Below are 18,261 nucleotides of genomic sequence, written 5' to 3'. Positions count from 1 at the left end.
AGAAACTATCAATTCGCATTAAACTCAGGATAACGCAGCAGGCTCAGTTCCGACTCGCCCGGAAATTACCCACACTCAGAGCAGAGTAGATTCAGGGGTACTTAGATCGAGTCGGGTTCAATAGTCACTGTTTGGCCGATGCCCGATGCCCGATGCCCGATGCCCGATGCCCGATGCCCGATGCCCCATGCCCGATGCCCCATGCCCCATGCCCCATGATTATTTAATATTGGCAATGACGAAGCCCATTTGACACTCGTATCGATCGGGCAAATTCTCGGTAGGTTTAGCAACTGGATGCCCGCAGCGCAGCTCTCCACCGCTCCAGCGCGGTTGGCCTGTGCGATCGGCCAGCAAACAACTTTGGCAAACACACTGAGGGGCAAGCATCTGATTTTCCATTAGAATAACTAACATTTGATACCTCCGGCAGGTTTCACACCAGTAATTTCATTGTATGTCAGGAGGTTGGGACAAACGGCTTAACCTGAACACAACGTAATATCTCTGTCAATGGTGCGAAATCCGTAGTAGGCTAAAAGATCCCCAATTCCCAATCCCCAAATTTGTCAAAAGGTTGATTATTGTGACGGACACTAACTTTGAATTCCTTTCCAAAACCGATCCGCTGATTGCCGATTTAATCGCGCAAGAGCTCCAGCGGCAGCGAGATCACCTAGAACTGATCGCCAGCGAAAACTTTACCTCGGCTGCTGTCATGGCAGCTCAAGGCTCAGTGCTGACCAATAAATACGCCGAAGGATTGCCAACAAAACGCTACTACGGTGGCTGCGAATTTGTTGACGGTATCGAGCAAATTGCGATCGATCGCGCCAAACAGCTTTTTGGAGCCGCCCACGCCAACGTCCAGCCCCACTCCGGCGCTCAAGCCAACTTTGCAGTATTTTTGAGCTTGCTAGAGCCAGGAGACGGAATTATGGGCATGGATTTGTCCCACGGCGGACACTTGACCCACGGTTCGCCGGTCAACGTATCCGGTAAATGGTTCAAAGCTTTTCACTACGGCGTCAGCCAAGAAACAGAACAGCTCGACTACGACGAAATTTTGGCATTGGCGAAACAAAACCGACCAAAATTGCTAATTTGCGGCTATTCAGCATATTCGCGAATTATCAACTTTGAGAAGTTTAGAGCGATCGCGGACGAAATTGGAGCCTACCTGCTCGCAGACATCGCCCACATTGCCGGGTTAGTCGCCACAGGCCACCACCCCAGCCCCCTCGACCACTGCCACGCAGTCACCACCACCACTCACAAAACCCTGCGCGGCCCCCGCGGCGGCTTGATTTTGACCAATGACCCCGAACTGGGCAAAAAGTTCGACAAAGCAGTGTTTCCCGGCTCTCAGGGCGGCCCATTAGAACACGTAATTGCGGGCAAAGCAGTAGCTTTCGGCGAAGCATTAAAGCCTGAATTTAAAACTTATTCTGGTCAAGTAATTGAAAATGCGCGCGCTTTAGCTGCACAGTTGCAGCAGCGAGGTTTAAAACTCGTTTCTGGCGGCACGGACAATCACTTAATGCTAGTTGATTTGCGATCGGCAAACATGACAGGCAAGCGAGCCGACCAATTAGTTAGCGGTGTGAATATTACTGCTAATAAAAATACCGTGCCTTTCGATCCGGCATCGCCGTTTGTCACCAGCGGTTTGAGACTCGGTTCGCCAGCGATGACGACTAGAGGAATGGGGACAGCAGAATTTACCGAGATTGGCAATATTATTGCCGATAGACTGCTAAATCCAGATGATGAAAGCGTCGCCGCCGAATGCCTGCGCCGAGTCGCCGCCCTGTGCGATCGCTTCCCGTTATATCCCCACTTGTTCTTGAAAGTGCCGGCATTAGCTTAATTTTCCTGATCGGCAATGGGGAATTGGTAGTTGGAAGTGTACGGGTAAAAGGGTAAAAGAGCCGGAAAAGATTGAGAGTGGCCAGTAGCGATATTGACAAGCGGTTTTACCAAAAATATCGCTCGCCCGGACGGTTTTTACTAAAGATATTTGTCGGGTTTGGCTGGTTTGACTAACGGTATTTGTCGGTTGCGAAAGATACCGCTCAACTCGGCCAGCTCGTCAAATATCGATCGACTCTTTCGATCGTGAAAGATCGCTCTAAAATCCCTTAATTCGAGAGTTAGGAGTTAAAAACCTCACAAGTCTCGCAGCAGGCAACTTCCACTCCTGCAAATCTCCGGCTCCCAAACCCCCAGTCGCTCTCTCCAGATGTTTCCTTGTGATAAGCCATCTGAAATGTAGTAGACTCTGCCTGACAGACTAATTGCCCCGCACTATTTAAAATTGATTTCAGATGCCCCACCAGTATCTGTACCACGTACTAGCTTTTCTGGTTTCTGCGATCGTCGTCCTCTGGAGTACGCCAATAGTTAAAAAAATTGGTCTCAAAAGCGGGCGAGTCGATCGACCAGGCGAGCGAAAAGTCCACCAGCGCCCGATGGTGCGCTTGGGAGGAGTTTCCATCTTTCTCGGCACTCTGAGTGCGCTGTTATTTGTCTGGCTCTCAGGAGGCTTCATCGATGCTAGCGGAGAAGTTCTCAATCGCAAACAGGAATACGAAATTTGGGGAGTCACCCTCGGCGGCATCGGATTCTTCCTCATCGGTTTAGCAGACGATTTATTTTCGCTCTCTGCGATCAAACGCTTGCTCATGCAAATTGGCGTATCCAGCATCGTTTGGATGGCAGGAGTACAAATTGAGTTTCTCACAGTTCCCTCCCTGGGACTGACGGATCTGGGCTGGCTGAGCTTGCCGATTACCGTGATTTGGCTCGTCGGTATGGCCAACGCCATCAACTGGATTGATGGTTTGGACGGTTTAGCTGCCGGAGTTTCAGGGATTGCAGCAGTTGTGATGCTGATTGTCAGTCTGTCGATGCACCAACCGGCAGCAGCCCTAATTGCAGCGGCTTTAGCTGGCGGGGCCTTGGGATTTCTGCGCTACAATTTCAATCCGGCTCAAATCTTTATGGGAGATGGCGGCGCTTATTTTATCGGGTTTACTCTCGCTGGAGTGGGAGTAATTGGGTTAGTTAAAACTACGGCTGTTACTTCTGTGTTGCTGCCATATTTAATTTTAGCTGTACCGATTTTAGATATGTCAGCAGTGATTCTCGATCGACTCCGTAACGGCAAATCACCATTTATTGCTGACAAGCGCCACCTCCACCACCGATTGCTGGATGCAGGATTATCCCATCGATTTGCGGTTTTGTTTATTTACGCCCTGACACTGTGGGTAGGAAGTTTAGCCCTCGCTTTTTCAGTCCCCAGCGGCATCATTTACGCGATGGGTGCGACAAGTTTGCTGGGATACGCTAGCTGGAAAGTTTGGAGACACGCTCGATAGACATTAGTTATTTGTTATTTGTTATTTGTTATTTGTTATTTAGTAGCAATTAGCAATTAGCAATTAGCAATGCCCTGTTTGGCCAATGCCCCATGCCCCATGCCCCATGCCCCATGCCCCATGCCCCATGCCCCATGCCCCATGCCCCATGCCCCATGCCCCATTACCAATTACCAATTACCAATAACTAATGGTTGCTGAAATTATTTGTGTTGGTACTGAATTGCTGTTAGGCGATATTCTTAATAGCAATGCCCAGTTTTTAGCGAAAGAATTAGCTAGTTTGGGGATTCCTCACTACTATCAAACAGTGGTGGGGGACAATCCAGAACGCATCAAACAAGTGTTAGAAATCGCTGTGAGTCGATCGCAACTTCTACTCTTCACAGGAGGTCTAGGCCCGACACCAGACGACCTCACAGTCGAAACAATCGCCGATTTCTTTGGCATTCCCTTAATCGAAAAACCGGAAATTATCGCCGATATCGAACACAAATTTGCTCAGCGGGGACGCACCATGAGTCCCAGCAACCGCAAACAAGCTTTAATTCCAGAAACGGCGGATATTCTGCCGAACCGCAGCGGTTCTGCACCGGGCATTATTTGGCAGCCGATTCCCAACGTGACAGTGATGACATTTCCCGGCGTACCGGCCGAAATGCACTTGATGTGGCGAGAAACCGCCGTTCCTTACCTGAAAAACGGCGGTTGGTGCAGCGCAACTATTTACAGCCGCACATTGAAATTTTGGGGCATTGCTGAGTCGGCACTGGCGGAAAAAGTAGACTCTTTTCTGAATTTAACTAATCCTACTGTGGCTCCCTACGCCAATCACGGCGAAGTCAAATTGCGGATTTCGGCCCGCGCTGAGTCGGAAGTTGCGGCGAAAAAGTTAATTGAGCCGATCGAGCAACAATTGCGACAAATTGCCGGCTTAGACTGTTACGGTGCCGATACCGATACCCTCGCTTCGACTGTCGGCAAATTGCTGCTGTTGGCCGGCGAAACTCTCAGTGTGGCTGAATCCTGCACCGGAGGCGGATTGGGGGCGATGCTGACTGGTGTTCCCGGTAGTTCGAGCTACTTTTTGGGCGGGATTATTTCTTACGACAATCGGGTTAAGGAATCATTATTAGGTGTCAATCCCCAAGATTTAGCGGAATTTGGGGCAGTCAGCACCAGCGTGGCAAAACAGATGGCTGCGGGAGTGCGCGCGAGGCTCAATACCGATTGGGGATTGAGCATTACAGGTGTCGCCGGGCCCGGAGGCGGTACGGATGCTAAACCTGTCGGACTGGTTTATATCGGTTTAGCAGGCCCCGATGGCGATGCAGAAAGTTTTGAATACCGCTTTGGCGATGGCCGAGGCCGCGATTGGATTCGGCATCTGAGTAGCTGTACGGCGCTCGATCGGCTCCGGCGTAAATTATTGTTGGCAAAAGCGTAGAAAATCTCTACCGTGTTGTCAATTGTCAATAGCCCGCCGTAAGCTTAAGCTTTATTTAATAATCAGCGATCCCAGATTGTTCAGCAATTTTTCAATTGCCTATTGATTATCTGTAAAGATTCGTTATGATAATAAGAGAGGACTGATTGGCAAATATACTGATTCTCTCCATTGCTCAAAATTGTTGCTCAACAATCAGCAAGCGAGAAAGCAAGTTTGACCTGTTGTTTTAAAGTCGTGCTTGCTTGGTTTCAGAGATATAGTCGTCGGTTTAGCAACTAGATTATAAAAAAAAGGAGCTATCCGTTCAATGGAAAACATTGAAAAGGTGCTGGAACAAATTGAAGAATGGGTTCGCAAGCTGATAGAAGGTCTGCTGAATCCTGAAGCTCAACCGGAACTAGAACCGATTCCTATTCCAGTGAACCAACCAAGGTATCGCCGGTAGTTGGGACTGGATTTGAGGTTTGAGGTTTGAGGTTTGAGGTTTGAGACAGGTTCTAAATCCTAAGTCTAAACTCTCAAAATTTTTGTCGCGCTGGAATTTTTAAAATTGTTAAATATCCTGGTACTTCACGGGCCTAATCTGAATCTATTGGGTCAACGAGAACCTGGAGTATACGGTTCTGCGACTTTAAATGATATCAACGAGTTGCTAGAACGAGAAGCGCAAGCTCTCCAGGTGCAAGTCTCAATTCAGCAGTCGAATCACGAAGGGGTTTTGGTGGATGCTATTCACTCGATGTTAGGGCAGCACCAAGGCTTAGTGATTAATGCTGGAGCTTATACTCATACGAGTGTGGCAATTAGAGACGCGATCGCCGCTGTGAATATCCCTGCGGTAGAGGTTCATCTGAGCAATATTTATCGGCGGGAAGCTTGGAGGCACCACTCATATATCGCAGCGGTGGCGATCGGGCAAATCAGCGGTTTTGGCTCAGAAAGTTATAGGCTGGGACTGCAAGCTCTAGTTAGTTACCTGATTAAAAAATAAAAATTCACCGATTATCGCGATCGGATAAGGGCCAGTTTTAAAGGGAAAACTAGCCCTTATATATTTGGGTTGAATTCAAATTAATCACAAGAATTAGGCAAAGAAAGAAACAGAAAAAATTATCAATTACAATTACCAATTACTAACAAGTTGAGTTAAATTAAGTAGAAGGAAGAAGAGAAATGGCAGTCGGAAGAAGAGAAATGGAAGTCGAAAGAAGACATACACAGCAAGCTTGAGCGCGAGCTGTATTAGACGTTTAATTAGGTGGATTTACTTAAAATGCGGCATTCCCTGTTGAGCAAGTTTCAAGGAACCATTCTGGGGGCAGTTTTAGGAGACTCTATAGGCCTGCAATACCAGAGGCAACTCGCGGGGATTCCCCCTCAAACAGAAGACTTGCCGCCGATTTTACAACTGACGAAACACCAACAATTAACCCTGAGTGGGGCAACATTGGGGTTGAATTCTCCCAACAGCAAAATCCTAACTGGCAAACACTCATCCGCATGGGGGAGACTTGCGGTAGCGTGCGCTCAAAGTTTAATTCGGTGTAGCGGTTTAGATTTAAAAGATTGGCGCGATACTTGGGAGGGATTTGCCCAGTCGGAAATATACAACCCGCGAAGCACGGAGTTTCAAAAGGTGCTTAATCCTTGTGAAGCTGCGGTTGCTGCGTTGCCATGCGCGATGTTTTTTCACGAAAACAAGGCCAAGCTGCGAGAAAAAATCACGCTGGCGACAGAGGTGTTGCCCAACGAACATCAGGCAGAATTGCAGACAGCAGTCTTAGCGATCGCATATCCGATCGCGCGATCGCTGAAACAAAAACTTGACCCCGCAACCGCGATCGAGCAAACAATTGCCTACCTGAAAACAGATAATGCCCTAACAGAGCTGCTGCTGCAAGTGCAAATACTACTAGAAGAGGGAGCAGATTTAGAAACAGCCACCACTCACCTGTGCAAAAGCGCCACAGCAAGGCTCGCAAGACAGGGCGAGGGCGAAAAAAAATCACAAACCCAGTCCACTGTCAACCCGGAAAATTTCATTCCCATTGCCTTAGCTTTCTACTGCTTCTTGAACACCCCAGAAGACTTGCGCTTGTCAGTGGTGCGGGCCGCCCGCTGCGGCAGGGCCGGACAACTCACCTGCGCTTTGACGGGAGCTTTGTCGGGAGCGTATAACGGCGCTACTGCGATTCCTGTAGAATGGCGACAATTATCTTCGGCGGCGGTTGAATCGCGGCAGTTGACCCAGGGCCCAGAACCCTCGGTCTGGGGAACGGGCAGCGATGCAAAAATTGTAGAGTTAGCAAACAACTTGTTTGCTGTGTGGGCGGGAGTTTACAGCCCAGCAGCAGGTATTGACTCCGCAGCGCTGGCGCGATCGGTGGCTGCACCTTATGTCATTAGATCTCGTAAAATATAAAGTTTTGAGCTGTTAAAAGGGAGGGGGAACCAGAAATTAGTAATTAGCGATCGGAAATTAGCAATTAGTAATTAAAAATTAACAAGTCATACCATTTTCGATTGGGGAGGAGGAATGACTTACTGGAGATGGTGGGAAGCAGTAGGATTATTTTGGGAATATAGTATCAAAGGCGACACAGGAAGGAGAGCGAGAATTAAAAATTAAAAAGTAACAAATTAAAGTGGAGGTGCTTGCCCCCAAAAACCCGTTTTCTACCAGAAGATTGGGTTGGGAAACTAGGCATCTAGCGAGAAACCGGGTTTTTAGTCGCAGCGCGGGAGGGCTGTTCGAGATAGACAAGGGAAGCAAAGAAGCAGCATTGGCTTGAAGACACTGCTGGCGTTGCGGGCGTCAGTTAGGAAACCCAACTGCTGTCGGCACTCAGGTAAAGTAGCCTGCTTGTTTTGAATATTCAGGTACGGTAGTTCGGATAAACTCAATCCAGATGCACAGTCAGAATTTCTGACAAAGCTGCTGAGTAACAGTGATATATTTTCGACACAAATGAATACGCTCTCCTCATTGATGCGACAGATTGAGCAGCTAGGGGCTGCGCGCTCACTGCGCCAACAGATTGCTAAAGTGCAAAATGGCGGCAGCAAAGCAGATCCCGATCGCCCTGGCGGGATTCTCCTGAGCCGTTTTTTACCTCAGAAATGGGTTCTGCCCGAGACTTTTACCAGATTTAGAAGTAAAACTTCCAAATCTAGCCTCAAAAATCAAGCTCGTTCCCCGATGTTGGCGGTGGTAGCGGTAGTTTCTCTCAGCAGCACTTTGGGCCACCGCTTCTACAACCAGCCGAAACTGGATGTGGGGACGAAAGCTCCTCAGACGATTAAGGCTCCTGCTAGTGCTAAAATCCCCGATTACAAAACTACTGAAGAACAGCGTTCATCAGCGCGGATCGGGGCTGTAGCGATATTAATGCTCGATCGCACGGTCGATCGACAAATAGATCGAGAATTGCAGGAATTTTGGGAACACGGGAGCGAACTGCGGCAGGTTGTAGGGCCGTTTCCGTTTGCGAGAACCTCGGCGCTCTCAAATGCGGCTCAGGTTTACTTGAGGGGGTGTCCTGAGTGGGAGTGGCGATCGATTTTGGCGCAAGCGGGGGACAACAGTGCTACTTCCGAGCGGTTGAGTTTGGATTCCCAGCCAAGTGCTGCGCCGACAGAGAACCAGTCTCAGCAGGATGCGATTGCTCAACTGCAAGCTTACAGCCGATCGGTGCCGGCAGCAGATTTTCAAAGCCTGACAAACAGCATTTCCTCTACTCGCCGGCGCTATGTCAATGCTTTGGAGGCACTGGAAAAACCGTCGGTTTCCGGGCTGCGACAGATTTACGATACTTCGCTGTTTGATTTGTCGGATGCAGCTTGGGAGAAAACCCAAACGGGTATGAATCGCGCAGCAAAAAGGATGCTGGCTCAAGGTATCCCCCAAGGGCTGCCAAAAGAGCTTTTGAAAGAAGCTGTGAAGCTGCAAGTCGCAGATGAAGTGCCGTCAGAGTCCCAAGCTTTGGCGGTTGAGAGTTTAAGTGCAATTTTGCAGCCAAATCTGGTGAGAGATCCCGAGGAAACCAAACAGCTAGCTGAATTGGCGGCGAGAAAGGTGAAACCGGTGACGATCGCCGTAGAACAAGGCGAGATAATTGTTGCAGAAGGAAAAGTTATCTCGCAGCAAGATTTCGTGTTGCTGGACTATTTTGGTTTGAGCCGGCGGGGGGTGAATTGGCTGGGGCTGGCGGGTTTTGTGTGCTTAGTCGCGGGGGCTATGGCGATCGTACTGCTCGTAGAAAGGCACTACCGCTTGCGCCGGAGAGATCATTTGCTGTTGCTGCTGCTGACTTTGAGCGCGCCGGTACTGGTGAGTTTGGGGCTGCCTTGGACGACTTTGCCCGCAATCGGGATTTTGGCGGGCGGCTTCTACGGTTCGGCGGTGGGAGTGACTGTGGTGGGGCTGCTGTCGGCGCTGCTACCCATTGGCTTGGATATAGAGTTGATTCATTTGGTGGCTAGCGCGGCGGGGGGATTGCTGGGCGCTTTTATGGCGGGGCGGCTGCGATCGCGCGAGGAATTGGCTCTTTTGGGCGTCGCTGTCGGCTTGAGTCAGGGCACTGTGTATCTGGTAGGGACTTTGATTGCTAGCGCGGCGGCAGGTGCGATTTGGTACGTGGTGCTGGGTACGGTGGGTTGCCAAAGTTTGGCCGGTTTGGCTTGGAGCGTGGTGGCGATCGGCATCAGCCCTTATTTGGAACACGTTTTTGACCTAATTACCCCGATCCGGCTAGCGGAACTTGCCAATCCCAACCGCCCGCTGTTGAAGAGGTTGGCAGCCGTTGCTCCGGGGACTTTTCAGCACACGCTGTTTGTGGCTAGTTTGGCGGAGGCTGCGGCCCGGGAACTCGGCTGCAATGTTGAGTTAGTCAGAGCTGGTACGCTATACCACGATATTGGAAAAATGCACGACCCGCTCGGATTTTGCGAAAATCAAATGGGCGGGGGCAACAAACACGATGAAATTAATGACCCTTGGGCGAGCGCCGAGATTATTAAAAAGCACGTTACCGAGGGGTTGGTGATGGCGCGGAAGCATCGATTGCCGAAGGCGATTCAGGCGTTTATTCCCGAGCACCAAGGTACAATGTTAATTGCTTATTTTTACCACCAAGCGCAGCAAATTGCTGCGAAAGAACCAGAAGATTTAAACATTACTTTGGCAGATACGGATAATTCAAAGTTAGCAATCGAAACTCGGGAAGTGAGGGAGGAGGATTTTCGCTACGACGGGCCGATTCCGCAGTCGCGGGAAACGGCGATTTTGATGTTGGCGGATTCTTGTGAGGCTGCTTTGCGATCGCTCAAGGATGCTACTCATGAGGAAGCTTTGAATATGGTTAATCGGATTTTGAGGGCTCGCTGGCAGGATAATCAGTTGCTAGATTCGGGCTTAACTCGGGAGGATATGTCTTTAATCGCGGAGATTTTTGTGCGGGTTTGGGAACAGTTCAATCACAAGCGGATTGCTTATCCTAGTGCCGTTTTCACTCCGAGGTAGAGACTTGCGAGTTAGATTTTAGGACTGATATATTATGCTAGAATCACGGTTGTTAGGTTCGTAGTGAGGAATGCAAGTCCTCGGACTTTATGCGGACTGAAGTCCTCACTACGAACCTATTTAATGTTAAATTATACCCAATCTCAAATCTCAAATCTCAAATTGTTTAAGGCTTATCGCGCAGGGCACCGTGAACTTGAGGATTGCCGCTGACAATCACCACAGTTTGTTTAATTCCTGTGATGATCCAATTTCCGCCTGTTGTTTGAATCAAGGAGTGAACATAGTTTCCTGCTGTATCCAGCCGATTCTGTCCCGGTTCGCGACTGGGGTCAAGTCGATAAATTTGGTACGCAGACTGGCATTTGGCAGTATTGTTGTTAATCGTTACTTCATGATTGGTGCTGACGTGCAGCGTTCGCAAACCTGCAAGTCCCTCTACCCGCTGTTTTATATATTCTTCTGCGGTTATTCGTCTGGGAGTTTCACTCCTGAATTCCGAATAGTCGATATCTATTTCGTCCGCTAGGTGCGATCGCAATTTTTGCCAGTCTTTGCCGTCGATCGCATTTGCAAATGCTACGATCGCATCTATGACAGCAGCGCGCTCAACAATCCAGCGGATTTCTGGCAGTTCGTACATAGCAAATAACCTTGGCTGCTTGATGGAAGTTTTGAGTTTTTAGTTTAACAGTTTTAAAACCGCAGATATACGCGGCTAAACGCAGATTAATTTTGGGTTTAGCCGGATTAGAGATGATAGCAACTACCACGAGGGTTAGCAATTTTAAAATCACAAAAACCTGTGGATTGTATATTGATTATATCCGTTAAATCCGTTACAAAATCCGCTGCCGAACTTCTATCCGTTAAATCCGTTACAGAATCCGCTGCCGAACTTCTATCCGTTAAATCCGTTACAAAATCCGTTGCCGAACTATCCCTTGACTCCGGCGGCCGCTTCTGTCGGCACAATGTATTTTTGCAACAGCAAAAACAGTCCTAAAACAGGAACGATAGAAATAATCGAACCCGCCGCCACCAAACGCCAATCCAAAGAAAATGTCCCGGCCAAATTGGCAACGCCTAAAGGTAACGTGTAATATTCCGGTCTGTCTAAAACGAGCAGCGGCCACAAAAAGTCGCTCCAAGAACCGATAAATACGAAAATTCCTAAAGTGACTAAAGCCGGCTTAATTGCCGGAACCATCACGTGCCACCAAATGCCTAATTCTGTACAGCCGTCGATGCGGGCGGCTTCTTCTAATTCTTTGGGAACTGCTAGGAATGCTTGCCGCAATAAAAATATGCCGAAGGCTGAGGCGAGTCCGGGAAAGATGACGCCTAAATAGCTATTTTTTAATCCGAGTTGTACTGTCAATATGTACAGCGGAATCATCACGATTTGGAAGGGAATCATGATTGTGGAAACGATCGCAATTAAGATGGCTTCACGGCCGCGAAATTTGAGTCGGGCTAAGGGGTAGGCGGCGAGGGCGCAAAACAAAACGTTGATGCTAACTGTCAGGCCTGCAATCAGGGTGCTGTTGAACAGGTAGCGGCCGAAGGGGTTGGTTTCCCAGACTTTAATGAAGTTTTCGAGGGTGGGCTGTCGCGGCCACAGTTGCGGGGGATATTGAAAGATGTTTTCGCTGGGGGATTTGAGGGAGGTACTGAGCAGCCACAGCAGGGGGAAGAGCATTAAAAGTGCGATCGCCCCCATGATAGTGTACGTCCACAGCGTGCTCCACCGCGACGGACTGCGGTTTGGGGAATTTGATTTTTTAGTTTTGAGATTGTTCATTGTTGGGATATGATGATAAGTCCTTGCTTCGCGAGAAGCCTTGTTGTCCATAAGGGGATTATTGCCATGAAACCGTTTATTTACGAAACAATGTACATTCTGCGCCCAGATTTGGGTGAAGAAATGACAGACCAGGCGATCGCGAAATATCAAACAATTTTGCGCGATCAAGGTGCTGAAAATATCGAAACTCAGCACCGCGGCAAACGTCGCTTGGCTTACGAAATCGGCAAGCACCGCGACGGAGTATACGTTCAAATGAACTATACAGCTCCGGGCGCTGCAATTTTTCCTATGGAACGCGCCATGCGTCTGAGCGAAGAAGTGATTCGCTATTTGACTATCAAGCAAGATGTCCCAGATGCACCTGAAGCTGAAGCTGAAGCTGAAGTCGCTGCTTAAAACGAGTTTTTTTCTCGTTAAGCTCGCTCAGCATTTAAATTGCACAAGAAATAATCAAACTCTTGTGGGGTGGGCTTCTAGCCCGCCCGAAATATGCAATTTAAATGTGCAATAGCTTATTAACACGAGACAGCAAGAGAAGACAATGAGGCGGAGCCTCTGGATCTTCATTACCAGGCAGAGCCTGGTAACGAGAACATCTTCTCAAAGTCCCCCTTGCTTTCGGGGGATTTAGGGGGATCTGGCCTCGGATCAAAACGCGATTTATCAAGATTTTCAGGCAATTGTTAATCTGAGTTCAAAAACTCCAAATAATTATTAGTCAATTCTTTGACTGCTAACTCGTGAAATTGCTGGCCGTGTTCGGGAGTTGCTAAGGCTGGATTTGAACCCATTCTCCCGTCGGGAAATCGGCGACGGAAGTCAGCAGCACCGTAGATTTTGTACCCGGATGCAACTTCTTCCGAAAGCGGTGCTTGCTTGATTGCTTCTGGATAAAGGTACTGGGTTAGGGCGATTTCGCTGGGGGTGGCGTGGGAACCTTCTTGATTTCCGTACAATTCTTTGGCGAGTTTGTAGACTGAACCGCACATGAACCAGTTGCCGATTTGACACTGGATGCGATCGGCATTTGGTAGATTTAAGTCGGACAAATGCGCGTAAGTCTCGGAAAATGCTGCTTTCATCGTGGCAATATTGCCGCCGTGACCGTTGATGAAGAAGTATTTCTCAAATCCGGCTTTTGCTAAAGATGTGATATAATCCCTGATTACGAGAATCAGGGTCTGCGGTCGGAGGCTGATGCTACCGGGAAAGCTCGTGTGGTGCAGGGCCATCCCGACATTAATTGTCGGGCCGATTAAGGCGTTGGCTGCTTCGCCGACACTCTGGGCGATCGCACCAGCAGCAATCGCGTCAGTTCCGATTAAGCCGGTGGGCCCGTGTTGTTCGGTGGAGCCGATCGGGATAATAATGCCTCGGGAGCTCTCAAGATAAGCTTCAACCTCGGGCCAGGTACTCAAATGCAGCAACATTATAGGCAGTCTACAGAATTTTTACTTGTAAGTTCGATCCTAGCGGGTCTTTTGTCAGTTGTAGGGCGATCGTCCCCCAAGAGCGTCCAACCCACGACGCACAATTCCTGAAAAACCCGGTTAATGCCTAGATTTATGGTTATTTTTACCCAATATTTTTCGAGTTACTGGGTTTGGGATCGTAAATCCTATGCTGGCAAAAACATTTAGGGTTTGGTTAAAATTTAAGAGCAACATTACTCAGCCTTAATAAATTAACTATTTATTTACTAAAATTTTACCTTTTTATAACCTTTTGCCTGTACGATGAACCCAGATACCTGTAAATTGGGTGTTACCTGGTCAATCACAAGCGGGCAATGTTTTACAAAGTAATACCGACCCCTAGCAATGACCGGGCTTCTAACGCCTGGACGCAGGCAGACAGCGCAGCTATCGCAACTGCTCAACGGCTATATTTCTTGCACGAGCAAGTAGAAATAGTCGAGCGTATGTCTGTCGGATGGACTGGCGAAAGATTATAAGTGATTGAATAGTCGATCGTACACAGCGATCGCAGCGCGAGAGTGTCTCAGCTACTGAAGAAAGCACCTCGCGCTAGCCACATACAAACATAACTCCCACTGATATTTATGTCTTCTGCTGAATTAAGCGAAAGTCCTTCAAGGTTGGCTGTTGGACAAGCCGGCCGCATCTTGTTATTGGAAGGTGAAGACCTGTTGCGGGAAATGCTAGCTTTAGCCCTGAAAGAACAGGGCTATGAGGTGGTGGTTACTAGCGACGGGCGCAACGCTCTGCCTTCTGTGCAAGCTTCCTCGTCATACCACGGCGAATTAGGCTTCAACCTGTTAATTATGGATTCAATCAACGGTTTGGATCTGTGTCGAATGTTACGCCATCAAGGAAATCCCGTCCCTATTTTGATTATCGGTGCTAGAGGAAGTGCCAACAATTGCGCTTTTTATCTCGAAGCCGGATCGGATGATTATCTAACCAAGCCTTTTGGAATGCGGGAATTTATCGCTCGCTGTCGGGCGCTGATGCGGCGCCAGCGCCTCGGTCAGTTACCGCAACCGGTGATGCTGCAATATAAGAGCATAACTCTATATCCTGAAGAATGCCGCGTCTTGGTTCGCGGCATTGAAGTGAAATTTTCTCCTAAACAGTTTCGCTTACTAGAACTATTTATGAGTAATCCCCGCCGAGTTTGGTCTCGCGATCAGTTGCTGGAAAAAATTTGGGGTCAAGATTTTATCGGAGACAGCAAAACAGTTGACGTTCACATCCGCTGGCTGCGCGAAAAATTGGAAATCGATCCCGGTCAACCGGATTATATCATTACGGTACGCGGGTTCGGCTATCGATTTGGTTGAATTTTTAGATTATTTGTAGAGTTGCAAGTTGCAGTCAAATATGACGTAGGGATACAACAATGTTGTGTCCTTATTTGTATGTGTAGGGCAATGATCGTAGGGTGTGCATATTTTGCGGGCGATCGACAAACAGCGAGCCGAATATATACCAATACGCTTGGGTTAACAATGTTTATTGCGCGGAGATCCCCCTAAATCCCCCTTAAAAAGGGGAGTAGGGGTTGACTTTGATAACATTCTTGTCCCCCCCTTTTTTAAGGGGGGTGCCAGGGAGATCTGTCTTAACCCAAGCGTATTGGAATATATACTTAAGTCCGGCAGCTTGTGTTACAAAAGGTGAGAGATTCGGTTTGAGTGCGATCGCCCGGTTTGCCTCGAAGCGAAAGAAAACAGAGATTTCTCGCCTCAATATCCCAAAAAACTGACAATCAATTTAGTTTTGAGTTGGCTGATGCTCAGTCCTTAACCATTTGTTTTCCATAAATAATTGGTTTAAAGCCTCTACCTTTTAAGGAGTAATTAAAATCCGACTATTCATTACTCCAATCCTCGGACTTCTAGCTCAAGTGCTGTCAACTATCAACTGTCAACTGTCAACTGTCAACTGAATGAACTATGACTATCAAACGTCGAGAATTTTTACTTTTCTTGGGTGCAACAGCTGGCAGTGTGGCACTCAATTCTTGCGAACAAAAAAATGCCATGCCCTTCCCACAGCCTGTTAACTCTGCCAAGGAGGGTGGGAATATTGTAGCAGGCATAAACTTCCAACCTGTGAAAGGGCCGATGCCTTTGCTAACCAGCAGCACCCTCACAGAAACCGGACAATTCATCCCAATTAGCAGCGCATCCGCAGAGAAGCAAGCGCAAACTTACAGCGTTTACGAAGTCGCAGACGACCTCGTACTTCCCGAAGGCTTTACCTACGATATCGTAGCTGCTTGGGGAGACAAAGTGGGCGATTCTCACTTCGGCTACAACAATGACTATCTGTCTTTTGTAGAAACAGGCAAAAATCAGGGATTTTTGACGGTTAATTTTGAGTACATCAGTGCCAAGCCTTGGATTCAAACTTATCAAAAAGTTATTGGCAAATCTCTGCCTTTTGCTAAGTTAGAAGCGGCAGCTACACCCGCCGGGAAAGCGGGAATTAATGCCTTTGCTGCTCCTGATAAAGACCCGACAAAAAAAATGGTGGTGGAAGTATCGAAAGCCGCTTTGATTGACGTGGGAATTGGGGTAATTTCTGTTAAAAAAAATGATGACGGCAAATGGGTAAGAACGAATTCTCCAGCCGATCGCCGAATCACTGGCATTTCCGGCCTCGAAGACGGGCGCTACCTGAAATCCACCGGGCCTGCGGTAGCCGTGTTCAACAAAAAAGGTAAAGGCTACTCGGACAAATTGGGCGACAAAATCATCGGCACTTTTAATAACTGTGCGGGCGGAACTACGCCTTGGGGAACTGTTTTTAGTGCTGAAGAAAACATCCAGAATTTTGTGCCAGAACCTGTATTTGCAGACGGTACATCTTTCGATCCAAGCAAGAAAAATTTCTACATTGATGCTGAAGAAATTGGCGGTTTGGGCAATCCCTTCGGCTTGGCGGGGAATAAATACGGCTGGATGGTAGAAGTAGACCCCGCTAACCCCACTGACTACGGCACCAAACATACTTGGCTGGGACGCTGCCGCCACGAAGCGGTAGGCATTCGCGCGGTTGCGGGGAAACCTTTAGCATTTTACTCGGGGTGCGATCGGCGCAGCGGACATATTTACAAATTCGTCAGCAAAAACGCCGTTAAAAACCCCAAAGATCGAGCTAATTCCAAGCTGTTGACAGACGGAATGCTGTATGCAGCTAAGTTTAATGCTGACGGCACCGGTCAGTGGATTGCATTAAAAACTGACACTGCTGTAAACCCAGATTTGCCTAGCGTTCATGCAGGCGGAATAATTAATTTGCCGCTGCGGCCAGCGGGCGGTATTTTTAAAGTCGAAAAAGATGCAGAAGCAGTTGCTTTCAAACAAAAATTCAAGACTTTAGACGACCTCTACGAAGGCACGGCTAAGGAAAAACAAGGCGCAATTTTAATAGACGCTCATTATGCCGCAAGTGCGGCAGGAGCTACTTGCACTGCTCGCCCTGAAGATACCGAAATTGCTCCTGACGGTTCTCTCTACATTACCTTTACTTCCGGTTCTGCCAGCGACAGCGACGGCGGGCCGGATTTGCGGATTTTTCAAGGCAAGGACGGCAAAGCTTATGAATACGGCTGGATTATGCGCTTAGTTGAAGATGGTAACGAGCCGTCTGCAATGAGTTTTCAGTGGAAAATGTTTGCGACGGGCGGCGAACCGGCTTCGGGCGGGTTGGGTTTTGCTAATCCCGATAATTTGGTAATTGATAAGGGCGGCAATGTTTGGATGGTTAATGATATGTCTTCTGACAAACTCAATGCTGCTGTTTCAGCAGGCCGAGTTGACAAGGATGGGAAACCTATTAGCCAATCTAATTTGCGCGGTTTGTATGGCAACAATGCGATTTGGTTTTTGCCGGCTTCTGGCGAGAGTGCCGGCGAGGCTTTCTTGTTTGGAATTGGGCCGATGGAGTGCGAAACTACTGGGCCGTTTTTTACTGAGGATGAAAAGACTTTGTTTTTGGCGATTCAGCATCCGGGAGAAATCAACGGGATGCGAAAAGATATGGCGGCGGACATCCGAAAATTTGCCATGAATACTATTGATGGTAAAGAGTTTTTGCAGACTCGAACAGTGCCTGTAGGTTCTAATTGGCCTGGCAAAAAAGTTAATAATCCGCCTAAACCTGCTGTGGTGGCAATTCGGCGGGTGAATTCGCAGCGGTTGACTTAGTTTTAAGTTGGATGCAAGAGGCGATCGCCCGCCGGCTATGACATTCCTCGTAATTGTGCAGGTGCGCCCACAAGCACCTGAGCGCTATTGTACTTTCGCTTTGGCGATCGATGGCTTCTTCCTTCTGCTGTAAATTCATCTTAGCGATCGAATTAGCACGGGAGGGTGAAGCTTGCACTCGCGGCGCTGTGAGTAAAAAAGTGCCACAAATGCACCAGTTATCGCGATCGTACCTCTACTTTGCTGTACAATCAAAAGCAGTCGTTTTTATGTGATTGCTGAGAGCCAAAAAAAGTTGTAGGGTTCTGCACTGCGCTGGTAGTTCACAGGTCGCATCTATAAAATCAGCAGACTTTGACAAGCTTAAAAACCTGGCTCAAACTTGCGCTCCTCAACCCGGTTTCTAGACTCTTGTCCGTC

General features: G+C 48.3%; 15 protein-coding genes. 10 read left to right on the top strand and 5 right to left on the bottom strand.

Translation table 11 applies throughout. From position 1 onward, the window contains the following. Positions 1-219: 219 nt before the first annotated feature. Complete coding sequence (locus tag QUB68_RS01095) at positions 220-417, bottom strand: hypothetical protein (protein WP_006631916.1); 198 nt, start codon at positions 415-417, stop codon at positions 220-222. Positions 418-586: 169 nt separating this feature from the next. Here QUB68_RS01095 and glyA point away from each other — a divergent pair, with 169 nt between their 5' ends. From glyA to QUB68_RS01060, 7 genes are all read left to right on the top strand, one after another. After that, positions 587-1,870, top strand: coding sequence for a serine hydroxymethyltransferase (glyA, locus tag QUB68_RS01090; protein ID WP_332988569.1), 1,284 nt, complete (start codon positions 587-589; stop codon positions 1,868-1,870). A gap of 457 nt (positions 1,871-2,327) precedes the next feature. After that, complete coding sequence (locus QUB68_RS01085; protein ID WP_332988568.1) at positions 2,328-3,383, top strand: glycosyltransferase family 4 protein; 1,056 nt, start codon at positions 2,328-2,330, stop codon at positions 3,381-3,383. A gap of 190 nt (positions 3,384-3,573) precedes the next feature. Beyond that, positions 3,574-4,830, top strand: a complete 1,257-nt coding sequence (locus tag QUB68_RS01080) for a competence/damage-inducible protein A (protein ID WP_332988566.1) — start codon at positions 3,574-3,576, stop codon at positions 4,828-4,830. A 310-nt stretch (positions 4,831-5,140) separates the two neighbouring features. After that, positions 5,141-5,278 (top strand): hypothetical protein, encoded by a 138-nt coding sequence (locus QUB68_RS01075; RefSeq protein ID WP_332988564.1) that lies wholly within the window; start codon positions 5,141-5,143, stop codon positions 5,276-5,278. Between the two features lie 105 nt (positions 5,279-5,383). Further along, on the top strand, positions 5,384-5,824 hold the full coding sequence (aroQ, locus tag QUB68_RS01070; RefSeq protein ID WP_332988562.1) for a type II 3-dehydroquinate dehydratase: 441 nt from the start codon (positions 5,384-5,386) through the stop codon (positions 5,822-5,824). A gap of 282 nt (positions 5,825-6,106) precedes the next feature. Then, positions 6,107-7,255: an ADP-ribosylglycohydrolase family protein gene (locus tag QUB68_RS01065; RefSeq protein WP_332988561.1), complete on the top strand. Its 1,149-nt coding sequence runs from the start codon at positions 6,107-6,109 to the stop codon at positions 7,253-7,255. Positions 7,256-7,822: 567 nt separating this feature from the next. Further along, positions 7,823-10,354 (top strand): HD family phosphohydrolase, encoded by a 2,532-nt coding sequence (locus tag QUB68_RS01060; RefSeq protein WP_442923033.1) that lies wholly within the window; start codon positions 7,823-7,825, stop codon positions 10,352-10,354. A 166-nt stretch (positions 10,355-10,520) separates the two neighbouring features. Here the strand turns inward: QUB68_RS01060 and QUB68_RS01055 are convergent, their stop codons facing one another. Next, the gene (locus tag QUB68_RS01055) at positions 10,521-10,997 is read right to left on the bottom strand and encodes a nuclear transport factor 2 family protein (protein WP_332988558.1); all 477 of its coding nucleotides are present in this window, start codon (positions 10,995-10,997) and stop codon (positions 10,521-10,523) included. Positions 10,998-11,291: 294 nt separating this feature from the next. Continuing rightward, positions 11,292-12,158 carry a carbohydrate ABC transporter permease gene (locus tag QUB68_RS01050; protein WP_332988557.1) on the bottom strand — a complete coding sequence of 289 codons (867 nt, stop codon included), beginning with the start codon at positions 12,156-12,158 and terminating at the stop codon, positions 11,292-11,294. Positions 12,159-12,224: 66 nt separating this feature from the next. Here QUB68_RS01050 and rpsF point away from each other — a divergent pair, with 66 nt between their 5' ends. Beyond that, on the top strand, positions 12,225-12,560 hold the full coding sequence (rpsF, locus tag QUB68_RS01045) for a 30S ribosomal protein S6 (RefSeq protein WP_265234432.1): 336 nt from the start codon (positions 12,225-12,227) through the stop codon (positions 12,558-12,560). 287 nt (positions 12,561-12,847) lie between these two features. Here rpsF and QUB68_RS01040 read toward each other — a convergent pair whose 3' ends face one another. Next, complete coding sequence (locus QUB68_RS01040) at positions 12,848-13,594, bottom strand: creatininase family protein (protein WP_332988555.1); 747 nt, start codon at positions 13,592-13,594, stop codon at positions 12,848-12,850. Between the two features lie 632 nt (positions 13,595-14,226). Here QUB68_RS01040 and QUB68_RS01035 point away from each other — a divergent pair. Together QUB68_RS01035 and QUB68_RS01030 are read left to right on the top strand one after the other, a co-directional pair. Further along, a complete protein-coding gene (locus QUB68_RS01035; protein WP_332988554.1) occupies positions 14,227-14,967 on the top strand; it encodes a response regulator transcription factor in 741 nt (246 codons plus the stop codon). 615 nt (positions 14,968-15,582) lie between these two features. Beyond that, a complete protein-coding gene (locus QUB68_RS01030) occupies positions 15,583-17,841 on the top strand; it encodes a PhoX family protein (protein WP_332988552.1) in 2,259 nt (752 codons plus the stop codon). On the opposite strand, the gene QUB68_RS01025 is transcribed toward QUB68_RS01030, so the two are convergent. After that, positions 17,789-18,019 (bottom strand): hypothetical protein, encoded by a 231-nt coding sequence (locus QUB68_RS01025; RefSeq protein ID WP_332988550.1) that lies wholly within the window; start codon positions 18,017-18,019, stop codon positions 17,789-17,791. The genes QUB68_RS01030 and QUB68_RS01025 overlap by 53 nt on opposite strands. Between the last annotated feature and the right edge of the window lie 242 nt (positions 18,020-18,261).

The sequence above is a fragment of the Microcoleus sp. A006_D1 genome, assembly GCF_036702805.1.
Lineage (GTDB): Bacteria > Cyanobacteriota > Cyanobacteriia > Cyanobacteriales > Microcoleaceae > Microcoleus.
The sequence above is the reverse complement of the archived record's forward strand: the minus strand, read 5'-3'. Positions and strand labels throughout refer to the sequence as shown.